Source organism: Halopelagius inordinatus (assembly GCF_900113245.1).
In the GTDB taxonomy this organism is placed as follows: Archaea; Halobacteriota; Halobacteria; order Halobacteriales; family Haloferacaceae; genus Halopelagius; species Halopelagius inordinatus.
Genome location: NZ_FOOQ01000001.1, coordinates 98,561 through 118,345 on the forward strand (window position 1 = coordinate 98,561; position 19,785 = coordinate 118,345).

Here is a 19,785-nt window from a genome sequence, read left to right on the forward strand (position 1 = left end):
AACTTCGACCTCCGACTATGTCCGACAGTCCCGCCGCTGATTCGTTTCGGTACGCGCTGAATCCCGAGCTGCTCAAACTCTACGGAGTGACCGTCCTCGGGTACTTCGTCACCGTCTCCTCGCAGAACGCGTTCCTCATCGTCGCCGACACCGAACCGTGGGAGAGTCTCGTTGAACTCCCCTTCGTCCTCTGCGGGTTGGCACTCTTCTTCGGCGGCCTCGTCGGCGTCGTCCACCGCGTCCTGACCGACGCGGCGTAGACGAAACGACGCCCTCCCGCGCACCGGTCGGTTCGCCGCCCTCGCTCTGCTCGCGGGTCGTTCCTCCCCGCTCGCATTTCGTTGCCTCACTCCGGAAGAACGGAGTTCTTCCGTGCTTCCGTTCGCCTTCGGCTCACGGAAACTCCGTTCGGCAACGCATAGAAGCTTTTTACCTCGGCGGGAAGCAGGGACGCACGTGGACCCCTCGCGTATCCTCCCCTCTTTCCCGGCCCCGAGTTACCGCGGAACCCAAGAGCAAGCGCTCCGCGACATCCGCGACGCGTTCGCCGCCGGAAACGACGTGGTGTTGGTGCGCGCGCCGACGGGAAGCGGGAAGTCGCTCCTCGCGCGTTCCATCGCGGGCGCGGCCCGGACCGTAGAGGAGGCGGCCCCCGCGGAGGCGACGGACGCGTACTACACGACGCCGCAGGTGTCGCAACTCGACGACGTGGCCGAAGACGAGTTACTCTCTGACCTGCAAGTCATCCGGGGCAAGCGAAACTACGACTGCATCATAAACGGCGAGGAGGACACGCCGGTGGACCGCGCACCCTGCGCCAGACAGAAGGGGTTCGACTGCACGGTCCGTCACCGCTGTCCGTACTTCTCGGACCGCGCCATCGCCTCGAACAGGCAGATAGCGGCGATGACGCTCGCGTACTTCATGCAGACCGCCGGGTCGGACGTGTTCCGAAAGCGCGACGTCGTGGTGATAGACGAAGCGCACGGACTCGCAGAGTGGGCGGAGATGTACGCGACCATCGACGTGAACCCGCGAACCGTCCCCGTCTGGGACGACGTGGGCGTCCCCGACGTGACGGCGGCGGACGACCCCGTCGAACGGGCGGTTCGGTTCGCGGACGCCCTGACGGGCATCTGTAAGCGCGCGAAAGACGAGTTGCTCACGAAACCCGAACTGACGCCCGAGGAGGCCGCGCGCCGCGACCGGTTGCAGGAACTCCGCTCGGAGTTGCAGTGGTTCGTAGAGGACTACCGCAACCCCGAGAGCGCGACGACGTGGGTGGTAGACCAACCCGACGGCGAGGGGATGAGCATCAAACCGCTCGACCCCGAGCGGTATCTCCACCACACCGTCTGGGACCGCGGAAACAAGTTCGCCCTGCTGTCTGCGACGATTCTCAACAAGGAGGCGTTCTGCCGCGGCGTGGGTCTCGACCCCGACGACGTGGCTCTCGTGGACGTCGAACACACGTTCCCCGTGGAGAACCGCCCCCTGTACGACGTGACGCAGGGGAAGATGACGTACGAACACCGCGACGAGACGCTTCCGAAGGTGGCGCGCGTCCTCGTCCGACTGCTGGCGCACCACCGCGAGGAGAAGGGTCTCGTCCACTGTCACTCCTACGCCATCCAGTCGGAACTGAAGCGCCGACTCGCCCAGTTGGGTCTCGGAAATCGAATCCGCGCTCACGACAGGGAGAACCGCGACGCCGAACTGGAGTCGTGGAAGGCGACGGACGACCCCGACGTGTTTCTCTCGGTGAAGATGGAGGAGGCGTTAGACCTGCGCGGCGACCTCTGTCGCTGGCAGGTCGTCTGTAAGGCCCCGTACCTCAACACGAACGACTCCCGCGTCGCGCGCCGCCTCGAAGACGGCCAGTGGCCGTGGTACCGCCGCGCCGCCCTCAGAACGGTCATCCAAGCGTGCGGGCGAGTCGTCCGCGCGCCCGACGACTACGGCGCGACGTATCTCGCGGATTCGAGCCTGCTCGACCTGTTCGAACGAACGCGTTCGGACATGCCCGCGTGGTTCCGCGAACAGGTAGACCGGACGACGGACCCCGACCTCCCGGAGTTCGACCCCGCGGCGGCGGGCGGACGGGCGGGGACTCGGTCGGGCGGAATATCGACGTCGAAGAGCGCACCAGCCTCGAAATCGACGCGGAACGGTCGCCCCGGCGGGAGTCGAGGAAACTCCTCGGGCGGTTCGGGCGGCGGTTCTCGGACCGACGCCGGGTCGAACTCGTCGTCGGAGTCGGGCGGCGCTACCGGACGGTCGAACCATCCGCTCTCGGACGTCTGGGGCGACGGTTAGGTAAAGAGGAAGCTGGCTCCGTAGGCGAACATCGACCCGACCATCAGGAAGACCAAGACGAGCGCCAGTATCTGCTGTCTGTCCATACGCCCTTTGACCTACCGAGGGGTTTCAATTCTTTCGCCCCGATTCTCGCGTCCGAGATTGGCAACTCTTACACGAACCCGAACGATGGCTCGCCAAATCATTAATGATTGTACATGCTGGTGTCCGAATGTGGCTTTTTTGACCGGATTAGATTCAAAAAGAATACGCTATAACTCGAATAGAAGCGTGGTCTGGCAAGCGTTCTCACGAAATAGTTAACACCCTCCGATTTGTTTGTAGGGTCGTAACCGGCCATGCACACACACGCCCTCACCACGGCGATGACACTGTACCAAAGCGGGACGCTCTCGCTCTCCGAGGCGGCCGCCCGCGCTGGCAGGTCCGAACGCGAACTGGTCGCCGCGCTGAAACAACACGGTATCCCCCTCCGAGACGACTCCGGTGCGGCGGTGTCCACCGGGACGGACTCGCCCGTCGGTGCCGACTGATTCGGGAGAAACTGTATTACTCTTCGTCCGACTCCACCGCGTCAGCGGGTAGTATGTGCAGTCCCGCCCGACTCTTCAGCACCGGCACCGTCGACTCGTCGGGGTCGAAGTACGAGGGCCGGGAGATGGTTTTCGACTCGTACGTCTCGGGGTCGAGCAGTTGGACCGCGTGTTCGTCCTCGACGGTAACGACGGTGGTCTCTTCTGCCTCCTCGACGGTTCCGAGCGTCCGGGCGTCCGGCGTCTCTCCCTCCTCGAACTGCGCTTCGTACTCCGCTCCGCTGTCGAGGCGGACGCCCTTCAGGTTGCCTTGGACGCTCCGGACGAGGACGGGTCCGTCGTCGTCGGGTTCGATGACCTCGCCGGGCGTGAACTTCGGCAGGCGAACGGCGTAGGTGACGCGGTACACCTCGTTGCCGTCGCCGTCCTCGGTGACGAGCGTCGGATACTCCTCGAAACTCCCGCCGAGTTCGCGGACGATACGCTTCGAGACGCCTCGGCCCATCTGGTTCGTCGATATCTTGATGTCGGGGCCCTCGGGCGTTTGGTTCACCTCGGTGATGAACGCGTCGCGGTCGCCCTTCTCCTCGCGCTTTGCGATGTACGTCTCCGCGATTTCTGTGGCCCGCGCCTGTTCCTCCGCGGTCGGCGTGCGTTCGTTCGCGCGTATCTGGACGGTACTGGAGTAGTACCCCCCAGCGATGCGCCCGCAGCGTTGACACGTCTCCCGGGAGATGCGCACCGGCACCGTCACCGTCTCTTCGAGGTACGTGCCGCGGACGAGACCCGAGAACGTACTGTGGATGCGGATGCTGTTTTCGTCCACCTGTTCGGCTTCGAGTCCCCACTGGACGTCCTCGGCTTTGAGGTGGACGCCGAGTGCGTCGCTCACCTCCTCTATGGCGATGTCGGTGTAGTCGCGAGCACCCACGTCCACCCAGCGGTTTCCACGGTGGACCGCCCCGCACTGCGCGCAGACGCGGACCTGAATCCGGTCGGGTGCGTCGACCAACTCGAAGTCCTCGAAGTAGCACTCGTCGCAGAGCACCGCGTCTCGTTCGCGGGGCATCCCGGGAAGCGGTTCCGCTCGCTTCGGAACCGGATCCCCACAGCGCGGACAGAAGTCGCCAGAACTCATCGTACGGCGTAGGCCGCGAGGACTTTTAAGATGCACGACAGGCGCGTCGGTCCCCTCTCACCCGCGTTCGGACGTCGGGAGTTCGACGCCGCCTCACCGCGTCACCGCGTCAGCGACGGTTCCGAGACGGACTCGGACTCGGCTTCGCGCCACGAGTGGCGGGGTTCCCAGTCGAGTTCTTCAGCGGCCTTCACCGTCGAGAGCGCCGATTCCTCACCGTCGACCGTCCAGTCGTCGGGGAGTCCGCCGAAGAACTCCGACACCGCTTCGGCGGTCGGTCGTCCGAGGTAGTTCTCCTCTGCGGCGGCGTGGAACGCCTCGTGGCCCTCGACGTCGCTATCGAGTGCCGCGGCGACGATACCCGCTACGTCGCGCACGTCGACGTAACTCCAGAAGTTGCCCGCGCCGCCCGACAGGTCGCCCGACTCGGCCACGTCTCGGCAGTTGTACTCGCCGGGGTACTGTATCCACGATGGCCGAATCGAGGCGACGGGGACGCCGTACTTGCGCGTGACCATCTTCGCCACCTCCTCGCCCGCGACTTTCGACGTTCCGTACGGGTCCTCCGGTCGCAACGGGTGCGACTCGGTGAGAGGCAACTCCTCGGGGAGCGTCTTCTCCTCGGCGAAGGCGAACCCGTAGGCGGATTCGCTCGACGCCCAGACGACCCGCGCCCCGGCGCGGCCCGCGCCGACGAGGACGTTGTACGTCGCGAGGGTGTTCGTCTCGAAGACGCGCCCGCCCGCGTGCCGCGTCGGCGACGGGAGGGCCGCCCAGTGAACGACCGCGTCGGGGTCTATCTCGCCGAGGAGGTCGAACGCCTCTCCCCTGTCCGTGAGGTCCGCCGCGCGGAAGTCCACGTTCTCGCGGGCGTCCGCCTCGAACCCCGGATGGTCGATATCGACGCAGACGACCTCGTACTCGTCCGCGAGAGCGTCCGCGATCCAGCGACCCGACCGCCCGCCCGCGCCGGTGACGACGACTGTGTCCATGCTCTCGACGACGGGCCTGCCCGCCATAATTCCCCGTTCTCCAACAGCGTTTATAACCGTGAGCACGAAGAGACAGTATGGAATGGAAACGGGACTGGGGACTACGAGGGCGCATGGCCCTCACGATGTTCCTGCTTTTCGCCCTCTACATCGTCTTCGTGGCGGTGTTAGTGCGAACCGGATACGTGGTCGCCCTCCCCTTCGTCGTGTTGTTCCTCGGCGCGCAGTTCTTCTTCAGCGACAAACTCGCGCTCTACAGCATGGGCGCAAAGACGGTCTCCGAAGAGGAGTACCCCGAACTGCACGCGACCGTATCGCGCCTCTCTCAGCAGGCCGACCTGCCGAAACCGAAGATCGCCGTCGCGGACTCGCGCGTCCCGAACGCCTTCGCGACCGGACGCTCGAAGAAGTCCTCGGCCGTCGCCGTCACCACCGGCCTCCTGCGGACGTTGGACCGCGACGAACTCGAAGGCGTCCTCGCGCACGAACTCGCGCACGTGAAGAACCGCGACGTGATGGTGATGACAATCGCGTCGTTCCTCTCGACTGTGGCGTTCATGGTCGTCCGCTGGGGGTTCTTCTTCGGCGGCGGGAACCGCGACAGACAGGGCGGCGGCGTCCTCGTGGCGGTGCTGGCCTCTCTCGTCGTCTGGATAATCTCGTTTTTCCTCATCCGCGCGCTCTCGCGCTACCGCGAGTACGCCGCGGACAGAGGGGCGGCGCTCATCACCGGCCGACCGGCCGCACTCGCCTCCGCCCTCCAGAAGATATCCGGCCGGATGGAGAGCGTCCCGAGCGACGACCTGCGGGAGCAATCGGAGATGAACGCCTTTTTCATCATCCCGATAAAGAGCGGCGTCGTCGGGAAACTGTTCTCGACGCACCCCTCCACCGAGAACCGCATCGAACGACTCCGCCAACTCGAACGCGAGATGGAGACGGCCTGACCGATGGGACTGTTCGACTCCCTGCGCTCCGTTCTCGGTATGAGCGCCGAGGCGGACGCGACGCGCGACGCGGACCCGGAGGACCTGTTCGGGATGAGCACCGCCTACATGACGATGGAGGCGGACTTGGGGTACGACCACGTCGGCGCGGCGGCGCTTTGCTTCTCCTCGGTCGATAGCACCGACTTCGCGGACACCGTAGACGAGGTGGAGGCCATCCTCCACGCCGGAAGCGAGGAGACGGGGACGACGTTCGAACTGTACGAAGACTCCCACGGGTGGGAGTGGGTCGTCCTCGAAGACGACGACCCCGAGGACCTCGTCACGAGCGTTCACTTCGCCGCGGACGAGTTCATCGAACAGGGCTACGGGTCGCGCCTCCTCGCGGCCGTCTTCGGGTTCGAGAAGGACGGCCAACGCGCCTACTGGATATACTCGTTCCGCCGCGGGGCGTACTACCCGTTCGCGCCGGAACGCGGCAAAGAACAGAACGAGCAGGTGCTCCACAAACTGGAGTCCGTCTTGGACGGCGAACTCGGACTCGAACCGGACAAAGAGTACTGGTACCCGATGTGGTCCGACCGGACCGGCGGCCACCCCTGGGAGTAGACCCCCCGTCGCCGCGGTGACGACGCCCTCTCTTTCGGCTTCCCACCTCTGAGTCGCTTCGCCCGACGTCGCCGCGGGAGGACTCGACGTCACTCCGACGTTCTCGCCACTTGAAAATTCACCGACCGGGTTCAGACGACCCGGCGCAGTCTTGCGATTACACTTTCACCACGCTGTTAACGAGCCTTTATGTGGGTATAGGCCCGAGGAGAGAGTACGATGGCAGAAGACGACTTAGAGAACCTCCCCGGCGTCGGCCCCGCGACAGCAGACAAACTCATCGATACGGGCTACGAGAGCTATCAGAGCATCGCGGTAGCCAGCCCCGGCGAACTCTCGAACAAAGCCGACATCGGAAGCAGCACGGCATCGGACATCATCAACGCGGCCCGCGACGCCGCGGACGTCGGCGGGTTCGAGACCGGTTCGGTGGTCCTCGAACGGCGCGAACAGATCGGCAAACTCAGTTGGCGCATCCCCGAGGCCGACGACTTACTCGGCGGCGGCTTGGAGACCCAGTCCATCACCGAGGTGTACGGCGAGTTCGGTGCCGGGAAGTCGCAGGTCACCCACCAGATGGCGGTCAACGTCCAACTGCCGAAGGAACACGGCGGCCTGCACGGCAGTTGTATCTTCATCGACTCCGAGGACACGTTCCGTCCCGAACGTATCGACGACATGGTCCGCGGACTCGACGACGAGGCCCTGCAGGCGACGATGGACGACCGAGAGATAGAGGGGACGCCGGACGACGAAGAGGCGATGCAGGAACTCCTCGAAGACATCCTCGACAAGATTCACGTCGCGAAGGCGTTCAACTCCAACCACCAGATTCTCCTCGCGGAGAAGGCGAAGGAAGTCGCCAGCGAACACGAAGACGACGACTTCCCGGTGCGTCTGGTCTGCGTGGACTCTCTGACCGCGCACTTCCGCGCGGAGTACGTCGGCCGCGGCGAACTCGCGGAACGACAGCAGAAACTCAACAAACATCTCCACGACCTGATGCGCCTCGGCGACCTGTACAACTCCATCGTCCTCGTGACGAATCAGGTGGCGTCGAACCCCGACTCGTACTTCGGCGACCCGACCCAGCCCATCGGTGGCAACATCCTCGGGCACACCTCGACGTTCCGCATCTACCTCCGCAAGTCGAAGGGCGACAAGCGTATCGTCCGCCTCGTGGACGCGCCGAACCTCGCCGACGGCGAGGCGGTCATGCGCGTGCAGGACGGCGGTCTGATGCCCGAGTAAGCGGCGTTCTGAACTCCGACGACGGTTCGACCCCTGCCGACGGGTGTTCGCCCTCGCGTCTCGCGATTCGGCGGTGACGCCCCGACCCGATACCCCGTCGCTGGTGATTTCTAGCCGATTAGTATTGCTCCATGTAGACAATAACAATGGGCGGGTGGTCCTCTTTCGACCTCTTGTATGCGGATAAAGGGTGGTTATTCGGAACGCGTTCTCACAATATTGGAATCAGGACGCACTATTATCATCGCTCCCTCCGAACGCTTACGTGCGACCACGAGGTGACCACGATGACCGAAGCTCTCTCCCCCGACGTGACGCTGGACGAACGCGGCGCTGGCTGTCCCGGCCCGCTGATGAGTCTGGTTGGCAAAGTAAAGGACGTCGACTCCGGAACCGTCGTCGAACTCCGCACGAGCGACAGGGGTTCGAAAGACGACGTACCGGAGTGGCTAGAGAAAGCCGGACACGAACTCCTCGGCGTCGAAGACCACGAGGGCTACTGGAGTATACACATCCGGAAATCGTAACGAACGGACAGAGAGACGCCGAACGGACCACCGAACGACCCGGCTATCGAACCCACACATGACCCAACGAATCGTAATCATCGGCGGCGGAACCGGAGGGTCGGTCCTCGCAAACCGACTGGCAGACGGTCTCGCGCCGGAAATAGACGAAGACGACGTCGAAGTGACGCTCGTGAACGACTCGACAGACCACGTCTACAAACCGGTCTGGCTGTACGTCGCCTTCGGACAACGCGACGTGGCCGACGGCGTCAGACCGCTCGCGGACCTCGTCGACTCTCGTGTCGACTTGGTGTACGACCGCGTCGAGGGAATCGACAAGGACGCAAAGCGCCTGACGCTTCGTCAGGGCGCTGCGCTCTCGTACGACTACCTCGTCCTCGCGACGGGGGCGACTATCACGCCCGAGGAGGTTCCCGGTCTGAAAGAGGGGGCGCACGACTTCTACAGCGCCGACGGAGCGGAGCGACTCCGCGACGAACTCGCGGAGTTCACCGAAGGACACCTCGTCTTGTCGGTGGTCGGATCGCCGCACATGTGCCCGGCGGCGCCCGTCGAGTTCGTCATGATGGCCGACGAGTGGTTCCGCGAACGAGGGCTGCGCGACCAGGTGGACATCACCTACACCTACCCCATACAGCGACTCCACGGTAAGGTTCCCATCCACGAGTGGGCCGAACCTCGGTTCGAAGAGCGCGGTATCGACACCGTGACGTTCTTCAACGCCGAGGAGGTCGACCCGGAGTCGGGCGTCATCCGTTCGATGGAGGGAGAGGAACTCGACTACGACCTCCTCGTCGGCATCCCGCCGCACCGCGGCGACCGACTCGTGACGGACTCCGGTCTCGGCGACGACGGCTGGGTCGAGGTGGACCAACACACCTTGGAGGCGGCGCGCGCCGACGACGTGTACGCCCTCGGAGACGCCAGCGACGTCTCGGCGCCGAAAGCCGGGAGCGCCGCCCACTACCAGGCATCGGTGGTGGCCGACCGAATCGCCAGCCAGGTCCGCGAACAGGTACCGACCGCGACGTACGACGGAAAGACCGTCTGCTTCATCGAAGCGGGCACGAACGAGGCGACGTTCGTCTCGTTCGACTACGAGAACGAACCGGTCGTGCGTCCCGAGTCGAAGTTCGTCCACTGGGCGAAACTCGCCTACAACGAATCGTACTGGCTCACCGCGCGAGGACTCCTGTGAGGTCGACTCATGAGTGACTCTGACACCGAAGTAGAGTTCGAGGCGGAAACGTCCGAACTCGCACACGCAATCGAGAAGAACCCCGAAGCGGTCGCCCGCTTCGTCGAACGACTCGACTTGGTGAACGAACTACTCGACGTGGCCGAACTCGGCACCGGCGCTCTCGAAGACGACATGGTCGTCGAACTCTCCGGCACGGCGGCGACGCTGGCGGAGGCGGGCGACGCCGCGGCCACTACGGAGACGGTCCGACTCGCGGAGTCGGTCGGCGAGAACGGCGACGAACTCGCGGCGGCGCTGCAGACGCTGGCCGAACTCCAGCGGACGGGCACGCTCGACGACCTGGTCTCGTTGGCCGACGTGGTCTCGCTCGCCTCCGGCGCACTCGAAGACGACATGGTGACCGAACTCGCCTCGACGGGGGCCGCACTCGGCGAAGTCGCCGACGAAGCGTCCGACCCGAACGCTGTCCGCGGTCTGACGACGCTCATGCGTGCACTCGGTGAGGCCAGCGACCCGGACGACCCGCCGAAGCCGACGGGCGTGCTCGACGTGTTTCGCGCGATTCGAGACCCGGACGTTCGAACCGGAATCAGCTACGTCGTCTCGCTCGCGAAAGCGCTCGGGGCGTCGCTGCGGCGACCGAAGTAGAGACGGAGAGACGCGGCGGCGAACGACTACTCTTCGGTCGTCGTCCGGTCGATTTCTTCGCCCTCGTGCAGTTTCGCGCCGTCCTGTGCGACTTTCTCCGCGAGGACGGCGCATTTGATCCGCATCGGCGAGATATCGACGCCGAGCATCTCCACCACGTCGTCGGTGTCCATCGCTTCGAGTTCCGACAGCGTCGTCCCCGGGAGGGTCTGTGAGAGCATGCTCGCGGAGGCCTGACTGATGGCGCATCCGTCGCCGGTGAAACTGACGAACTCGATGGTCTCGTCGTCGTCCTCCAAGCGCACGTTCATCGTGATGGTGTCGCCGCAGGAGGGGTTCTCCCCGGTGTGGGTGAACGTCGGGTCTTCCATCTCGCCCTTGTTCCGGGGGTTCTTGTAGTGGTCCAGAATCTGCTGTCGATACATGTCGGAACCCATTCCCATAGTTATCTTCGCTACGGCGGTGCGGCCAAAAAGGGTTCCGGGGCGGTCAGGCGGCGGCGTCCGCGAGCGTCGTCCACTTCTTTTCTACGTCGCGGTTCGCGACCACGACGGTGTCTCCGTCTTCGTTCTCGAAGCGCGTCTTCCGCAGTTCGATGGTCTGGACCGTCCCCGTCACCGGGTCCGCCTCTACCCGGTCGCCGGGGTTGAAATCGGGGTCACGGAGGAGATAGACGCCGGCGACGGTGTCGGCTATCATGTTCGAGAGAGCGTAGGAGACGCCGAGAGCGATGAACCCCGCCGCCGTCCCCAGACTCGCCGCTATCTCGCCCATCCCGAGGATGTCCAACAGCGTCAACGCGACGCCGAACCAAAGAAAGACACTCGCGGCGGTCACGCCCAACTCGACGACGAGGTCCTGTTCTTCCGGGTAGACCGCGTCCAACGACCGACGGAGGACGGCGAGCACGATTTTCACGCCGACGTACGCGATAGCGAGAAAGACGACTGCGGTGAGAACTCTCGGCGCCGCCGCACGAATCCCCTCGCCGAACGCGTCGAGGGTCCGCCAGACCGTCTCTGCGAGATATCGCGTGGCCGCTCGTGTCATACGCTCGGCTCGTCACTCTCTCACAAAATTCTTCGGGAGACGGGCGCGCCCGGCGACTCACGGCGCGGAGACGATTCGCCGGATTCGAGGCGGGGAACGACCGAACTCAGGCGAACAACTGCCGCGCGTCGTCGATGGCTTCGACCAGCTTGTCGATTTCTTCTCGGGTGTTATATATATAGAACGACGCGCGCGTGGAAGCCGGGACGCCGAGTTTGTCGTGAAGCGGTTGCGTGCAGTGGTCGCCCGCGCGGACGGCGACGGCGTGGTCGTTGAGGATGCTCGAGAGGTCGTGGGCGTGGACGCCCTCTACGTTGAACCCGACGAGGCCGCCTCTGTCGTCGCCGGGCGGGCCGTATATTTCGATGTCGTCGAACGCCGTCAGTTCGTCGTACGCGTACTCCGCGAGGTGTTCCTCGTGGGCTTGGACGTTCTCCATCCCGATGTCGTCGAGGTAGTCGATTGCGGCGTGCAGGGCGATGCCCTGCTCTATGACCGGCGTTCCGGCCTCGAACTTCCACGGGAGGTCCTCCCACGTCGAGTCCTCGTAGGTGACGCTTCGAATCATCGACCCGCCGTAGAGGTACGGGTCCATCTCTTCGAGGATCTCCTCTTTCCCGTAGAGGACGCCGATACCCGTCGGGCCGAGCATCTTGTGTCCCGAGAAGGCGAAGAAGTCCGCGTCGATGGCTTCGACGTCGACGGGCCGCGTCGGCACCGACTGCGCGGCGTCGACGAAGATGTACGCGCCCGCCTCGTGGGCTAGGTCGGCGAGTTCGGAGACGGGAACGACGGTGCCGAGCGTGTTCGAGACGTGGACTGCGCTCACCATCTTCGTCGAGTCGTCTACGAGTTCCGCGGCGTGTTCCATGTCGAGGTAGCCCTCGTCGGTGACTCGGATGTAGCGCACCTCCGCGCCCGTCTTCTTGGCTATCTGCTGCCAGGTAACGAGCGACGCGTGGTGTTCCATCTCGGTGAGAACGACGCTGTCGCCGGGGCCGAGTTCGTTCAGCCCCCACGCGTAGGCGACGAGGTTCATCGCCTCCGTCGTGTTCTTCGTGAACACGATTTCCTCGCGACCCGACGCGCCGATGAACTCCGCGACCCGGTCGTGGGCGTTCTCGTACGCGACGGACGCTTCCTGACTCAGGTGGTGGATGCCGCGGTGGACGTTCGAGTTGTAGCCGTAGTAGTAGTCGACGATGGCTTCGACGACCTGTTTCGGCGTCTGACTCGTGGCCGCGTTGTCGAGATAGACTAACGGCAGGGTGTCGTCCGGACCCTCGCCGGGCGTCGTGGTGTCGCCGCCGACGTTCCGTTCGAGGATGGGGAAGTCCTCGCGGATGCTCGCGACGTCAACTGGGTACGATTCCTGCGCTTCCATTGGAGGAACGTAGCGGGCACAGCACTAACACGTCTTCGGTCCGGGCGTCGGAGCGAAACGAGATTCGGTTACGACAGCGCGGTCAAGCCGTCGCTCCGGAGGTGAAAAACGCGCGGCGCGTCTCCGCGCCGAACCGAAGACGGCGAACGCGGGGCTACCGCATCCAGAGCAGTTGCGCGTGGCGCGTCTCGCCGACGTCGAGAACCGTCTCTTCGTCTACGATTCCCGCCTCGACGGCGACGCCGACGGCGCGTTCCCCGACGATGTTCGCGACGGTGGCGCGCGTGAGACTGTCGACGACGGCGTCTTCGTCCGCCTCGTCGGCCTCGGTGCCGCCGTAGAACTCCTCTGTCACTTCGAGCGACACCTCTCCGTTCTCGTACGTCTCGCCGAGGCAGTCGTCGTCGCAAACGGAGACGAGCAGTCCCTCCGGCGTCTGTCGTTCGCGCAGTAACATCACCGGTCCTCGATGAGTTGTTGTTCCTGTTCTTGCCGGAGTTCGTTGGCCTGCTCTTGGACGCGTTCGGCCTCCTCGCTCTCGCCGAGTTCCTCCAGTGCGCGGGCCTTCTCTTCGAGTACGTCCGCGCTCCGCATGCCGAGTCGGATGGCGTTGTCGAACGCGTTGACGGCGTCCTCGTTGAGGCCGCGTTCCTGCAGGAAGAAGCCGCGGTTGTACCACGCCTGCGGGGACCGCGAGTCGGCCTCGACTGCGCGTTCGGCGTGTTCGAGAGCCTCGTCGGTCTCGCCGAACTCCCAGAGGGCGTACGCCAGATTCGTGTGGGCGTCCGAATCGTACTCGGTCGCGTCCACGTGAAGCGCCTCGCGGTACGCGCCGATGGCCTCGTCGTACTCTTCGAGTTGGGCGTGTGCGGCGCCTTTGTTCACCCACGCCTCTTGGGCGTCCGACGAGTCCTCTTCGGCGAACTGCGCGGCGCGTCCGAGCGTCTCCGTGGCCTCCTCGAACCGGTTTATCTGCATGTACGAGAGGCCGACGTCGATGAGTTCCTGTACGTCGACTTGGTCGGATGCGATGTTTCGCTCGTCCAGCGTGTCGGTGATGACGCGCGTGTCCACCGGGTCCTCCTTCGTGGGGTCCATCTTCAACTCGGGCGGGTCGAGCGAGAACTCTTCGTAGTCCTCGTCGAACCCTTGTCCCTCGGAGAACTCGTGGGGACGGTCTCGCTCGCCGTCTTCTGCCATACGCCGCGATTGGGTACCGGGACGGTTAAGCACTACGTCACGGAGCGCAGCGGCCGCCCTCGCGGCGTCACCGACCGGTTTTTACTCCCCGCGGACCCCCCACCGAGAGTGAGCGCTCCGACCGAACCCACTCGCATCACCTTCGTCTGCCGCGCGGCGTCCTCGGGGACTCCGGGTCCGACGCGCACGCCCGGCCTCTCTCGACGCGGGCGACGCGACGCGGCGCGTCTGACCGCGCACCTCCTCGAACTCGAACCGGTCGACGTGGTCGTCGCGAGTCCGCGCCCGAGCGCACGACAGACGGTCGCGGGCGTCGCCGACGGCGCGGACGTTCCGCTCCTCACGGACGAACGGTTCAGAAAGCGCCGCCTCTCGGGGACGGCCGTCGCCGACAGAGCGGAGGCGAGAGACCGTCTGTGGGCCGACCCGACGGCGTCGAACCCCGGCGGCGAATCCCACCGCGAGGCGCAGAAACGGGCGGTCGCGGCTCTCGAACGAATCCTCGACGCCTACCCCGGCCGCCACGTCGTCGTCGGGACGCACGCGACGACGCTCGCTCTCGTCTTGAACGCGTTCGACCCGCGGTACGGACGGGCGTTTCGCGACGGCGTGGCGGAACCCGACGCCTATCAGGCGACGTTCGTCGAGGGGGACCTGTTCGGCGTCGGGCGCGTCTGGGCCGACGAACTCGCCACGAACGACGCCGACTCGGAGGCGCGCGCGGACGCGGACGACGAGACTGACGCGGACGACTGACCGCCCGGCGGACATTTACCTTCTCGGCGGACCGACTCGCGGTATGCGACTCTTCGTGAGCATCGACCTCCCCGACGCGTTGACGGAGGCCGTCTCGGCGGCGCAGGCGCGGTTCGCGGACGCCGAGGGTCTCCGCTTTACCGACCCCGGACAGGCGCACCTGACGCTGAAGTTCCTCGGGGACTGCGATTCGGACCGCGTCTCCGACATCGAGGCGGCGATGGAGTCCGCCGTCGCCGAGGCGGGCGTCGCCCCGTTCGACGCCGCGGTGGGCGGGTTCGGCGTCTTCCCCTCTCCGGACTACATCAGCGTCGTCTGGACCGGTATCCGCGACGGCGCGGGCGCGGCGGAGACGACGCGCCTCCACGAGGCACTCGAAGAGCAGACGACCGAACTCGGATTCGACCCCGAGAGCCACGAGTTCACGCCGCACGTCACCATCGCGCGGATGGACGACGCCCGGGGCAAGGAGTTGGTCCGACGGGTCGTCCGAGAGACCGACCCCGACGTGGGGACGTTTCGCGTCGAGGAGATTCGGCTGAAAGAGAGCACCCTCACGAATGAGGGGCCGCGGTACGACACGGTGGCGCGCGTGAAACTGTAAGTGTCCGCCTCAGTCCGCGTCGTTCGTTCCCACCCACCTACCGGTTCGCATCCGGCGGAGTTCGGCCCGAATCGCTCCGCGTTTCACGAGGACGAACCCGACGAATATCGACGCGAACCCGACGACGGTGGTCACGGTCAGCGTCTCGCCGAGGGCGACCCACCCGGCTATCGCGGCGAACACGGGGATGACGTACTCCAGAAGGCTCACCTCCACCGGGCCGATTCGGTCCAAGAGCCAAAAGTAAAGCAGGAAGCCGCCCGCGCCCGCGACGACGGAGAGGTACGCGAGTGCCGCGACGGCGTCGAGCGTCCACACCGCGTCGGCGTACGACTCCCACGGGAGCACGAACGTGGTGACGTGGAGGAAGACTGCGCCGACGAGCATCATCCACGCCTGCGTGGAGACGAGGGGAAGCGCCGACTTCGCGTCGTGGGTCAACACCGCGCCGAGAGCGAACGCCACCGCGGAGGCGAGAACCAAAGCGACGCCGTGGACGTCGGACCCAAAGAGGTTCGAAGGGTCCGGGTTCGCGATGACGACGACGCCGACGAAGCCGAACGTGACGCCGACTGCCCCGACTGGGGTCAGTCGCTCCGCCGACGCCGTGAGGCGCGTCAAAGCCGGGGTGATGACGGGGACGAGTCCGAGCAACACCGCGGCGACGGCGCTCTCTACGTACTGCTGACCGGTGAACAGGAACGCGTGGTGGACGCCGATGGTGAACACGCCGCCGGTCAGAATCGGCACCCACTCCGCCCGAGAGTGCGGGCGGAGTCTGTCGCTTCGGGCCGAAGCGAGTGCGAAGAGGAGTGCGGCCGCGAGCGTAAAGCGGACGGCGGCGAACAGCGCGGGGGGAAGAGACCTGAGGCCGACTTTCGTCGCCATGAACGCCGTCCCCCAGGCGGCGGAGACCAGAAGGAAGACGACAGTCGTTCGGTGACGCATCTATCGACCGGAGGAGGCGTCCCGCCCTGAATGGCTCGGTTCTCCGGCGGCGTTCGACCGCCGAACGCTAGATTCCGACTGCGAGCGCGTGGCACGGTGCCGGAACCGAAGGAACAAGATTTTATGCGGCCCAGAGAAAACATCGTCTACTATGAGTAAGAAGACGAAAGCGAAGAAGAAGCGGCTGGCCAAACTGGAGCGTCAGAACAGTCGCGTCCCCGCGTGGGTCATGCTGAAGACGGACATGAAGGTCACGCGCAACCCCAAGCGCCGCAACTGGCGGCGGAGCAACACGGACGAGTAACCGATGAGCGCAAGCGACTTCGAAGAACGCGTCATCACGGTACCGCTCCGCGACGTCAAGAACGCCCCCTCTCACGAGGCGGCCGGACGCGCCATGAAGCTCATCCGCCAGCACCTCGCGAAGCACTTCAAGGTCGACGAGGACGCAGTCCGCCTCGACCCCGCTATCAACGAGGGCATCTGGGCGCACGGCCGACAGAAACCGCCGAGCAAGTTCCGCGTTCGCGCGGCCCGCTTCGACGAGGACGGCGACCCCGTCGTCGAAGCAGAACCGGCAGAGTAAACGGTGCTTCGCGCCTCCTTCGCCGGTTCGTCGTACGTCGGCGTCTTCGCTCGCGCCACCGACGACGTGCTTCTCGTCCGCCCGGACGCGGACGAGGGCCTCGTCGAGTCGATGAGCGACGAACTCGGCGTTCCGGCCGTGAAGACGACCGTCGGCGGGTCGAGTACCGTCGGCGCACTCGCGATGGGCAACGAGAACGGCGTTCTCGTCTCAGCCCGCGCGACCGACCGCGAGAAGGAGGCCATCGCCGAAGCGGCAGACCTCCCGGTGACGGAACTCCCCGGTCGAATCAACGCCGCCGGAAACGTCGTGCTCGCGAACAACTACGGCGCGTGCGTCCACCCGGACCTCTCCGACGAGGCGGTCGAAGCGGTCGAAGAGGCCCTCGGAGTCCCCGTCGAACACGGTGACCTCGCGGACGTACGCACCATCGGCACCGCCGCCGTCGCGAACGACAGAGGCGTCCTCTGTCACCCGAAGTCCCGCGAACCCGAACTCGAAGCGCTCGAGGACCTCCTCGACGTTCGAGCGGATATCGGGACGGTCAACTACGGCGCACCCCTCGTCGGCTCCGGCCTCGTCGCGAACGACGCCGACTACGTCGTCGGCGAGGAGACGACCGGTCCCGAAATCGGGCGCGTCGAGGACGCACTCGACTACATCGACTGACCGCTCCGAGACGGCCGCGGCCGTTCCGACTCGGTCGTCGTTCTCGCGTCTTCTGCCGCCGCTCCGCCGCTTTCGTCCCCTCGCTTTTTGCCCTCGGACCGACGGTTCTCGTCGCCGTCTCGCGTTCGCTCGACCTGCGATTGGCCGCCGGATAGTGTCCCGAGTAGGAAGATACTTCCCCGCGCATCCACTCCCTCGGAGTATGAGCCAATTTACGGTGAGCGGTCGGTACCAAAGCCGCGACAGCTACCGTCAGTTCGAGACTGAGGTCGACGCGCCCAACGAGAACGTCGCCCGCGAACGAGTGTACGCCAACGTCGGGAGCCGACACGGCCTGAAGCGTACCCAGATCGACCTCGAGGAGGTGTCCGCCCAATGATGGGTGGCGGTCAGCAGCAACTCCAGCAGCTCTCTCAGGAACTGCAGGCTATCGACGAGGAGATCGAGGAGCTCGAAGGCGACATCGAGGATCTCGAAGTCGAACAAGACGAGATAGACGAGGCCGTCGAAGCCATCGAGACGCTCGAAACCGGCTCGACGGTTCAGGTTCCGCTCGGCGGCGGCGCGTACCTCCGCGCGGAAGTCCAAGACATAGACGAGGTCATCGTCGGACTCGGCAGCAACTACGCGGCCGAACAAGAGCAAGACGACGCCATCGACGCCCTGCGCACGAAGCAGGACGCGCTCGACGACCGCATCTCCGACCTCGAAGACGAAGTCGACGAACTCGAAGACGAGAGCAGCGAGCTCGAACAGCAGGCCCAGCAGATGCAACAGCAGATGCAGCAACAGCAGATGCAGCAGATGCAGCAGCAGGACGAAGACCAGTAAATCCCCTACCGTGACGCGGTAGCGTCGCGCCCCCCACCCTATCACGATGTTTGACGGACTGAAAAAGAAACTCCAGAGTTTCCGCGACGACGTCGAGGACACCGCCGAGGAGAAAGCAGAAGAGAGAGCCGAGGCGGCCGACGACGTCGAGGAGCCCTCGCCGACCGACGCCGAGACGGAGTCGGAAGCGCCCGGGACGACCGACCCCGAACCGGCGACGGCCGCGGACGCGTCGGCCGACGCAGCGTCGGACGTCGGTCCCGCGGGCGCGGAGGACGCGGCCCCCGCCGAGGAGGCCGCCGCGGACTCCGAGGCCGAAGACGCCGACTCGGAGGTCGAAGTCGAACCGAACGCGACGGCGGACGCGTCGCTTCACGCCGACCCCGAACCGACCGAGGAGGCTGAAAAACGGGTCCCCGACGCCGCGGACGCGTCGGCCGACGCGGAGACCGACGACTCCGTTCCCGACCTCGAAGACGTCGCCGAACGAGGGTCGGCGGGCCGCGAGACGGAGTCCCGCGACGCTACGGACGCGGATGCGGACGCAGACACGGACACCGACGACGCCGAATCCGAAGAGTACGAGTCTATCGCCTCGGACGCGGCGTCGGAGGCACTCGCGAAAGACGAGACGAAAAAGTCCGGCGCGGGCCGCCTGAAGCGCGCGGCGGCGTTCGCCACCGGGAAGATAATCATCGAGGAAGAGGACCTCGAAGACCCCCTGTGGGAACTGGAGATGGCGCTCTTAGAGAGCGACGTCGAGATGACCGTGGCAGAAGAGATTCTCGACACCATCCGCGAGAAGATGCTCGGCGAGACGCGCGCGCAGGTCGAAACCACGGGCGAACTCGTCTCGGAGGCGCTTCACGACGCCCTCTACGACGTGATAAGCGTCGGTCAGTTCGACTTCGACGAGCGAGTCCGCGAGGCGGACAAGCCGGTCACCATCATCTTCACCGGCGTCAACGGCGTCGGCAAGACCACGTCCATCGCGAAGATGGCGCGGTACTTCGAGGAACGCGGCCTCTCGACGGTGCTCGCGAACGGGGACACCTATCGTGCGGGTGCGAACGAGCAGATTCGCAAGCACGCCGACAACCTCGGCAAGGAACTCATCACCCACGAACAGGGCGGTGACCCGGCGGCCGTCCTCTACGACGGCGTTGAGTACGCGGAAGCCCACGACATAGACGTCGTCTTGGGAGACACCGCGGGCCGACTGCACACGTCGAACGACCTCATGTCGCAGTTAGAGAAGATAGACCGCGTCGTGGACCCGGATATGACGCTTTTCGTCGACGAAGCCGTCGCCGGACAGGACGCGGTCCAACGCTCGAAGAAGTTCGACGACGCCGCCGAGATAGACGGCACCATCCTCACCAAGGCCGACGCCGACTCCAACGGCGGTGCGGCCATCTCCATCGCCTACGTCACGGGCAAGCCCATCCTGTTTCTCGGCGTCGGACAGGGCTACGGTGACATCGAACGGTTCGACCCCGAACGGATGGTCAACCGACTGCTGGGCCGAGAAGACGCGGAGTAACCCCGCCGCTCTCTCGCGCCTGCGCCCCGATTCTCTCGTTTTGCCG

Annotated in this window: 25 protein-coding genes; 17 read left to right on the top strand and 8 right to left on the bottom strand. The window is 65.4% G+C overall.

The window, feature by feature from the left end; all coding sequences use genetic code 11:
* Nucleotides 1–17: 17 nt before the first annotated feature.
* The 3 genes from BM167_RS00505 (at nucleotide 18) to BM167_RS00515 (ending at nucleotide 2,852) form a co-directional block, all read left to right on the top strand.
* A complete protein-coding gene (locus BM167_RS00505; protein WP_092887207.1) occupies nucleotides 18–260 on the top strand; it encodes a hypothetical protein in 243 nt (80 codons plus the stop codon).
* A gap of 196 nt (nucleotides 261–456) precedes the next feature.
* Nucleotides 457–2,316, top strand: a complete 1,860-nt coding sequence (locus tag BM167_RS00510) for an ATP-dependent DNA helicase (protein ID WP_092887210.1) — start codon at nucleotides 457–459, stop codon at nucleotides 2,314–2,316.
* A 341-nt stretch (nucleotides 2,317–2,657) separates the two neighbouring features.
* Nucleotides 2,658–2,852: a DUF7317 family protein gene (locus tag BM167_RS00515; RefSeq protein ID WP_092887213.1), complete on the top strand. Its 195-nt coding sequence runs from the start codon at nucleotides 2,658–2,660 to the stop codon at nucleotides 2,850–2,852.
* A gap of 16 nt (nucleotides 2,853–2,868) precedes the next feature.
* Here BM167_RS00515 and BM167_RS00520 read toward each other — a convergent pair whose 3' ends face one another.
* Together BM167_RS00520 and BM167_RS00525 are read right to left on the bottom strand one after the other, a co-directional pair.
* Nucleotides 2,869–3,990 carry a 60S ribosomal export protein NMD3 gene (locus tag BM167_RS00520; protein ID WP_092887216.1) on the bottom strand — a complete coding sequence of 374 codons (1,122 nt, stop codon included), beginning with the start codon at nucleotides 3,988–3,990 and terminating at the stop codon, nucleotides 2,869–2,871.
* A gap of 101 nt (nucleotides 3,991–4,091) precedes the next feature.
* Nucleotides 4,092–4,982 carry an NAD-dependent epimerase/dehydratase family protein gene (locus BM167_RS00525; RefSeq protein WP_092890993.1) on the bottom strand — a complete coding sequence of 297 codons (891 nt, stop codon included), beginning with the start codon at nucleotides 4,980–4,982 and terminating at the stop codon, nucleotides 4,092–4,094.
* Nucleotides 4,983–5,059: 77 nt separating this feature from the next.
* Between BM167_RS00525 and htpX the strand changes: the two genes are divergently transcribed.
* The 6 genes from htpX (at nucleotide 5,060) to BM167_RS00555 (ending at nucleotide 10,168) form a co-directional block, all read left to right on the top strand.
* A complete protein-coding gene (gene htpX, locus BM167_RS00530) occupies nucleotides 5,060–5,929 on the top strand; it encodes a zinc metalloprotease HtpX (protein ID WP_092887219.1) in 870 nt (289 codons plus the stop codon).
* 3 nt (nucleotides 5,930–5,932) lie between these two features.
* Nucleotides 5,933–6,538 (top strand): PspA-associated protein PspAB, encoded by a 606-nt coding sequence (gene pspAB / locus BM167_RS00535; RefSeq protein ID WP_092887222.1) that lies wholly within the window; start codon nucleotides 5,933–5,935, stop codon nucleotides 6,536–6,538.
* A gap of 219 nt (nucleotides 6,539–6,757) precedes the next feature.
* A complete protein-coding gene (gene radA / locus BM167_RS00540) occupies nucleotides 6,758–7,789 on the top strand; it encodes a DNA repair and recombination protein RadA (RefSeq protein ID WP_092887225.1) in 1,032 nt (343 codons plus the stop codon).
* Between the two features lie 287 nt (nucleotides 7,790–8,076).
* A complete protein-coding gene (locus BM167_RS00545) occupies nucleotides 8,077–8,316 on the top strand; it encodes a sulfurtransferase TusA family protein (RefSeq protein WP_092890995.1) in 240 nt (79 codons plus the stop codon).
* Nucleotides 8,317–8,374: 58 nt separating this feature from the next.
* Nucleotides 8,375–9,517: an NAD(P)/FAD-dependent oxidoreductase gene (locus BM167_RS00550; protein ID WP_092887228.1), complete on the top strand. Its 1,143-nt coding sequence runs from the start codon at nucleotides 8,375–8,377 to the stop codon at nucleotides 9,515–9,517.
* A gap of 9 nt (nucleotides 9,518–9,526) precedes the next feature.
* Nucleotides 9,527–10,168, top strand: a complete 642-nt coding sequence (locus BM167_RS00555; RefSeq protein WP_092887231.1) for a helical membrane plugin domain-containing protein — start codon at nucleotides 9,527–9,529, stop codon at nucleotides 10,166–10,168.
* A gap of 26 nt (nucleotides 10,169–10,194) precedes the next feature.
* Here the strand turns inward: BM167_RS00555 and sufU are convergent, their stop codons facing one another.
* The 5 genes from sufU to BM167_RS00580 form a co-directional block, all read right to left on the bottom strand.
* Nucleotides 10,195–10,611, bottom strand: a complete 417-nt coding sequence (sufU, locus tag BM167_RS00560) for a Fe-S cluster assembly sulfur transfer protein SufU (RefSeq protein ID WP_092887234.1) — start codon at nucleotides 10,609–10,611, stop codon at nucleotides 10,195–10,197.
* A 46-nt stretch (nucleotides 10,612–10,657) separates the two neighbouring features.
* Nucleotides 10,658–11,218, bottom strand: coding sequence for a mechanosensitive ion channel domain-containing protein (locus BM167_RS00565; protein ID WP_092887237.1), 561 nt, complete (start codon nucleotides 11,216–11,218; stop codon nucleotides 10,658–10,660).
* 106 nt (nucleotides 11,219–11,324) lie between these two features.
* Nucleotides 11,325–12,602, bottom strand: coding sequence for a bifunctional cysteine desulfurase/selenocysteine lyase SufS (gene sufS, locus BM167_RS00570; RefSeq protein WP_092887240.1), 1,278 nt, complete (start codon nucleotides 12,600–12,602; stop codon nucleotides 11,325–11,327).
* A 154-nt stretch (nucleotides 12,603–12,756) separates the two neighbouring features.
* On the bottom strand, nucleotides 12,757–13,059 hold the full coding sequence (locus tag BM167_RS00575; protein WP_092887243.1) for a DUF424 domain-containing protein: 303 nt from the start codon (nucleotides 13,057–13,059) through the stop codon (nucleotides 12,757–12,759).
* Nucleotides 13,059–13,802 (bottom strand): tetratricopeptide repeat protein, encoded by a 744-nt coding sequence (locus tag BM167_RS00580; RefSeq protein ID WP_092887246.1) that lies wholly within the window; start codon nucleotides 13,800–13,802, stop codon nucleotides 13,059–13,061. The genes BM167_RS00575 and BM167_RS00580 overlap by 1 nt, the downstream gene beginning before the upstream one ends.
* Before the next feature lie 108 nt (nucleotides 13,803–13,910).
* Here BM167_RS00580 and BM167_RS00585 point away from each other — a divergent pair, with 108 nt between their 5' ends.
* On the top strand, nucleotides 13,911–14,558 hold the full coding sequence (locus BM167_RS00585) for a histidine phosphatase family protein (protein WP_092887249.1): 648 nt from the start codon (nucleotides 13,911–13,913) through the stop codon (nucleotides 14,556–14,558).
* Nucleotides 14,559–14,601: 43 nt separating this feature from the next.
* Nucleotides 14,602–15,162, top strand: a complete 561-nt coding sequence (thpR, locus tag BM167_RS00590) for an RNA 2',3'-cyclic phosphodiesterase (RefSeq protein WP_092887253.1) — start codon at nucleotides 14,602–14,604, stop codon at nucleotides 15,160–15,162.
* A gap of 9 nt (nucleotides 15,163–15,171) precedes the next feature.
* Here thpR and BM167_RS00595 read toward each other — a convergent pair whose 3' ends face one another.
* Nucleotides 15,172–16,110 (bottom strand): DMT family transporter, encoded by a 939-nt coding sequence (locus BM167_RS00595; protein WP_092887256.1) that lies wholly within the window; start codon nucleotides 16,108–16,110, stop codon nucleotides 15,172–15,174.
* Between the two features lie 151 nt (nucleotides 16,111–16,261).
* Between BM167_RS00595 and BM167_RS00600 the strand changes: the two genes are divergently transcribed.
* The 6 genes from BM167_RS00600 (at nucleotide 16,262) to ftsY (ending at nucleotide 19,739) form a co-directional block, all read left to right on the top strand.
* Complete coding sequence (locus BM167_RS00600; protein ID WP_092887259.1) at nucleotides 16,262–16,414, top strand: 50S ribosomal protein L39e; 153 nt, start codon at nucleotides 16,262–16,264, stop codon at nucleotides 16,412–16,414.
* A 3-nt stretch (nucleotides 16,415–16,417) separates the two neighbouring features.
* Nucleotides 16,418–16,696, top strand: a complete 279-nt coding sequence (locus BM167_RS00605) for a 50S ribosomal protein L31e (protein ID WP_092887262.1) — start codon at nucleotides 16,418–16,420, stop codon at nucleotides 16,694–16,696.
* A 3-nt stretch (nucleotides 16,697–16,699) separates the two neighbouring features.
* Nucleotides 16,700–17,365, top strand: a complete 666-nt coding sequence (locus tag BM167_RS00610; protein WP_092887265.1) for a translation initiation factor IF-6 — start codon at nucleotides 16,700–16,702, stop codon at nucleotides 17,363–17,365.
* Between the two features lie 202 nt (nucleotides 17,366–17,567).
* The gene (rpl18a, locus tag BM167_RS00620; RefSeq protein ID WP_092887271.1) at nucleotides 17,568–17,744 is read left to right on the top strand and encodes a 50S ribosomal protein L18Ae; all 177 of its coding nucleotides are present in this window, start codon (nucleotides 17,568–17,570) and stop codon (nucleotides 17,742–17,744) included.
* Entirely contained in the window at nucleotides 17,744–18,196 is a 453-nt protein-coding gene (gene pfdA, locus BM167_RS00625) for a prefoldin subunit alpha (RefSeq protein WP_092887274.1), read from the top strand. Before rpl18a ends, pfdA begins: the two co-directional genes overlap by 1 nt.
* Before the next feature lie 46 nt (nucleotides 18,197–18,242).
* Nucleotides 18,243–19,739: a signal recognition particle-docking protein FtsY gene (gene ftsY, locus BM167_RS00630; protein WP_092887277.1), complete on the top strand. Its 1,497-nt coding sequence runs from the start codon at nucleotides 18,243–18,245 to the stop codon at nucleotides 19,737–19,739.
* The last annotated feature ends 46 nt before the right edge of the window (nucleotides 19,740–19,785 follow it).

What these genes read in the sequence shown, in the direction of transcription:
- BM167_RS00575 (WP_092887243.1), bottom strand. Translation starts at nt 13,059, where the DNA reads ATGTTACTGCGCGAACGACAGACGCCGGAGGGACTGCTCGTCTCCGTT.
- BM167_RS00605 (WP_092887262.1), top strand. Translation starts at nt 16,418, where the DNA reads ATGAGCGCAAGCGACTTCGAAGAACGCGTCATCACGGTACCGCTCCGC.
- BM167_RS00580 (WP_092887246.1), bottom strand. Translation starts at nt 13,802, where the DNA reads ATGGCAGAAGACGGCGAGCGAGACCGTCCCCACGAGTTCTCCGAGGGA.
- BM167_RS00525 (WP_092890993.1), bottom strand. Translation starts at nt 4,982, where the DNA reads ATGGACACAGTCGTCGTCACCGGCGCGGGCGGGCGGTCGGGTCGCTGG.
- BM167_RS00550 (WP_092887228.1), top strand. Translation starts at nt 8,375, where the DNA reads ATGACCCAACGAATCGTAATCATCGGCGGCGGAACCGGAGGGTCGGTC.
- BM167_RS00520 (WP_092887216.1), bottom strand. Translation starts at nt 3,990, where the DNA reads ATGAGTTCTGGCGACTTCTGTCCGCGCTGTGGGGATCCGGTTCCGAAG.
- thpR (WP_092887253.1), top strand. Translation starts at nt 14,602, where the DNA reads ATGCGACTCTTCGTGAGCATCGACCTCCCCGACGCGTTGACGGAGGCC.
- sufS (WP_092887240.1), bottom strand. Translation starts at nt 12,602, where the DNA reads ATGGAAGCGCAGGAATCGTACCCAGTTGACGTCGCGAGCATCCGCGAG.
- sufU (WP_092887234.1), bottom strand. Translation starts at nt 10,611, where the DNA reads ATGGGAATGGGTTCCGACATGTATCGACAGCAGATTCTGGACCACTAC.
- BM167_RS00545 (WP_092890995.1), top strand. Translation starts at nt 8,077, where the DNA reads ATGACCGAAGCTCTCTCCCCCGACGTGACGCTGGACGAACGCGGCGCT.
- radA (WP_092887225.1), top strand. Translation starts at nt 6,758, where the DNA reads ATGGCAGAAGACGACTTAGAGAACCTCCCCGGCGTCGGCCCCGCGACA.
- BM167_RS00515 (WP_092887213.1), top strand. Translation starts at nt 2,658, where the DNA reads ATGCACACACACGCCCTCACCACGGCGATGACACTGTACCAAAGCGGG.
- BM167_RS00555 (WP_092887231.1), top strand. Translation starts at nt 9,527, where the DNA reads ATGAGTGACTCTGACACCGAAGTAGAGTTCGAGGCGGAAACGTCCGAA.
- pspAB (WP_092887222.1), top strand. Translation starts at nt 5,933, where the DNA reads ATGGGACTGTTCGACTCCCTGCGCTCCGTTCTCGGTATGAGCGCCGAG.
- pfdA (WP_092887274.1), top strand. Translation starts at nt 17,744, where the DNA reads ATGGGTGGCGGTCAGCAGCAACTCCAGCAGCTCTCTCAGGAACTGCAG.
- BM167_RS00595 (WP_092887256.1), bottom strand. Translation starts at nt 16,110, where the DNA reads ATGCGTCACCGAACGACTGTCGTCTTCCTTCTGGTCTCCGCCGCCTGG.
- htpX (WP_092887219.1), top strand. Translation starts at nt 5,060, where the DNA reads ATGGAATGGAAACGGGACTGGGGACTACGAGGGCGCATGGCCCTCACG.
- BM167_RS00565 (WP_092887237.1), bottom strand. Translation starts at nt 11,218, where the DNA reads ATGACACGAGCGGCCACGCGATATCTCGCAGAGACGGTCTGGCGGACC.
- BM167_RS00600 (WP_092887259.1), top strand. Translation starts at nt 16,262, where the DNA reads ATGAGTAAGAAGACGAAAGCGAAGAAGAAGCGGCTGGCCAAACTGGAG.
- BM167_RS00505 (WP_092887207.1), top strand. Translation starts at nt 18, where the DNA reads ATGTCCGACAGTCCCGCCGCTGATTCGTTTCGGTACGCGCTGAATCCC.
- ftsY (WP_092887277.1), top strand. Translation starts at nt 18,243, where the DNA reads ATGTTTGACGGACTGAAAAAGAAACTCCAGAGTTTCCGCGACGACGTC.
- rpl18a (WP_092887271.1), top strand. Translation starts at nt 17,568, where the DNA reads ATGAGCCAATTTACGGTGAGCGGTCGGTACCAAAGCCGCGACAGCTAC.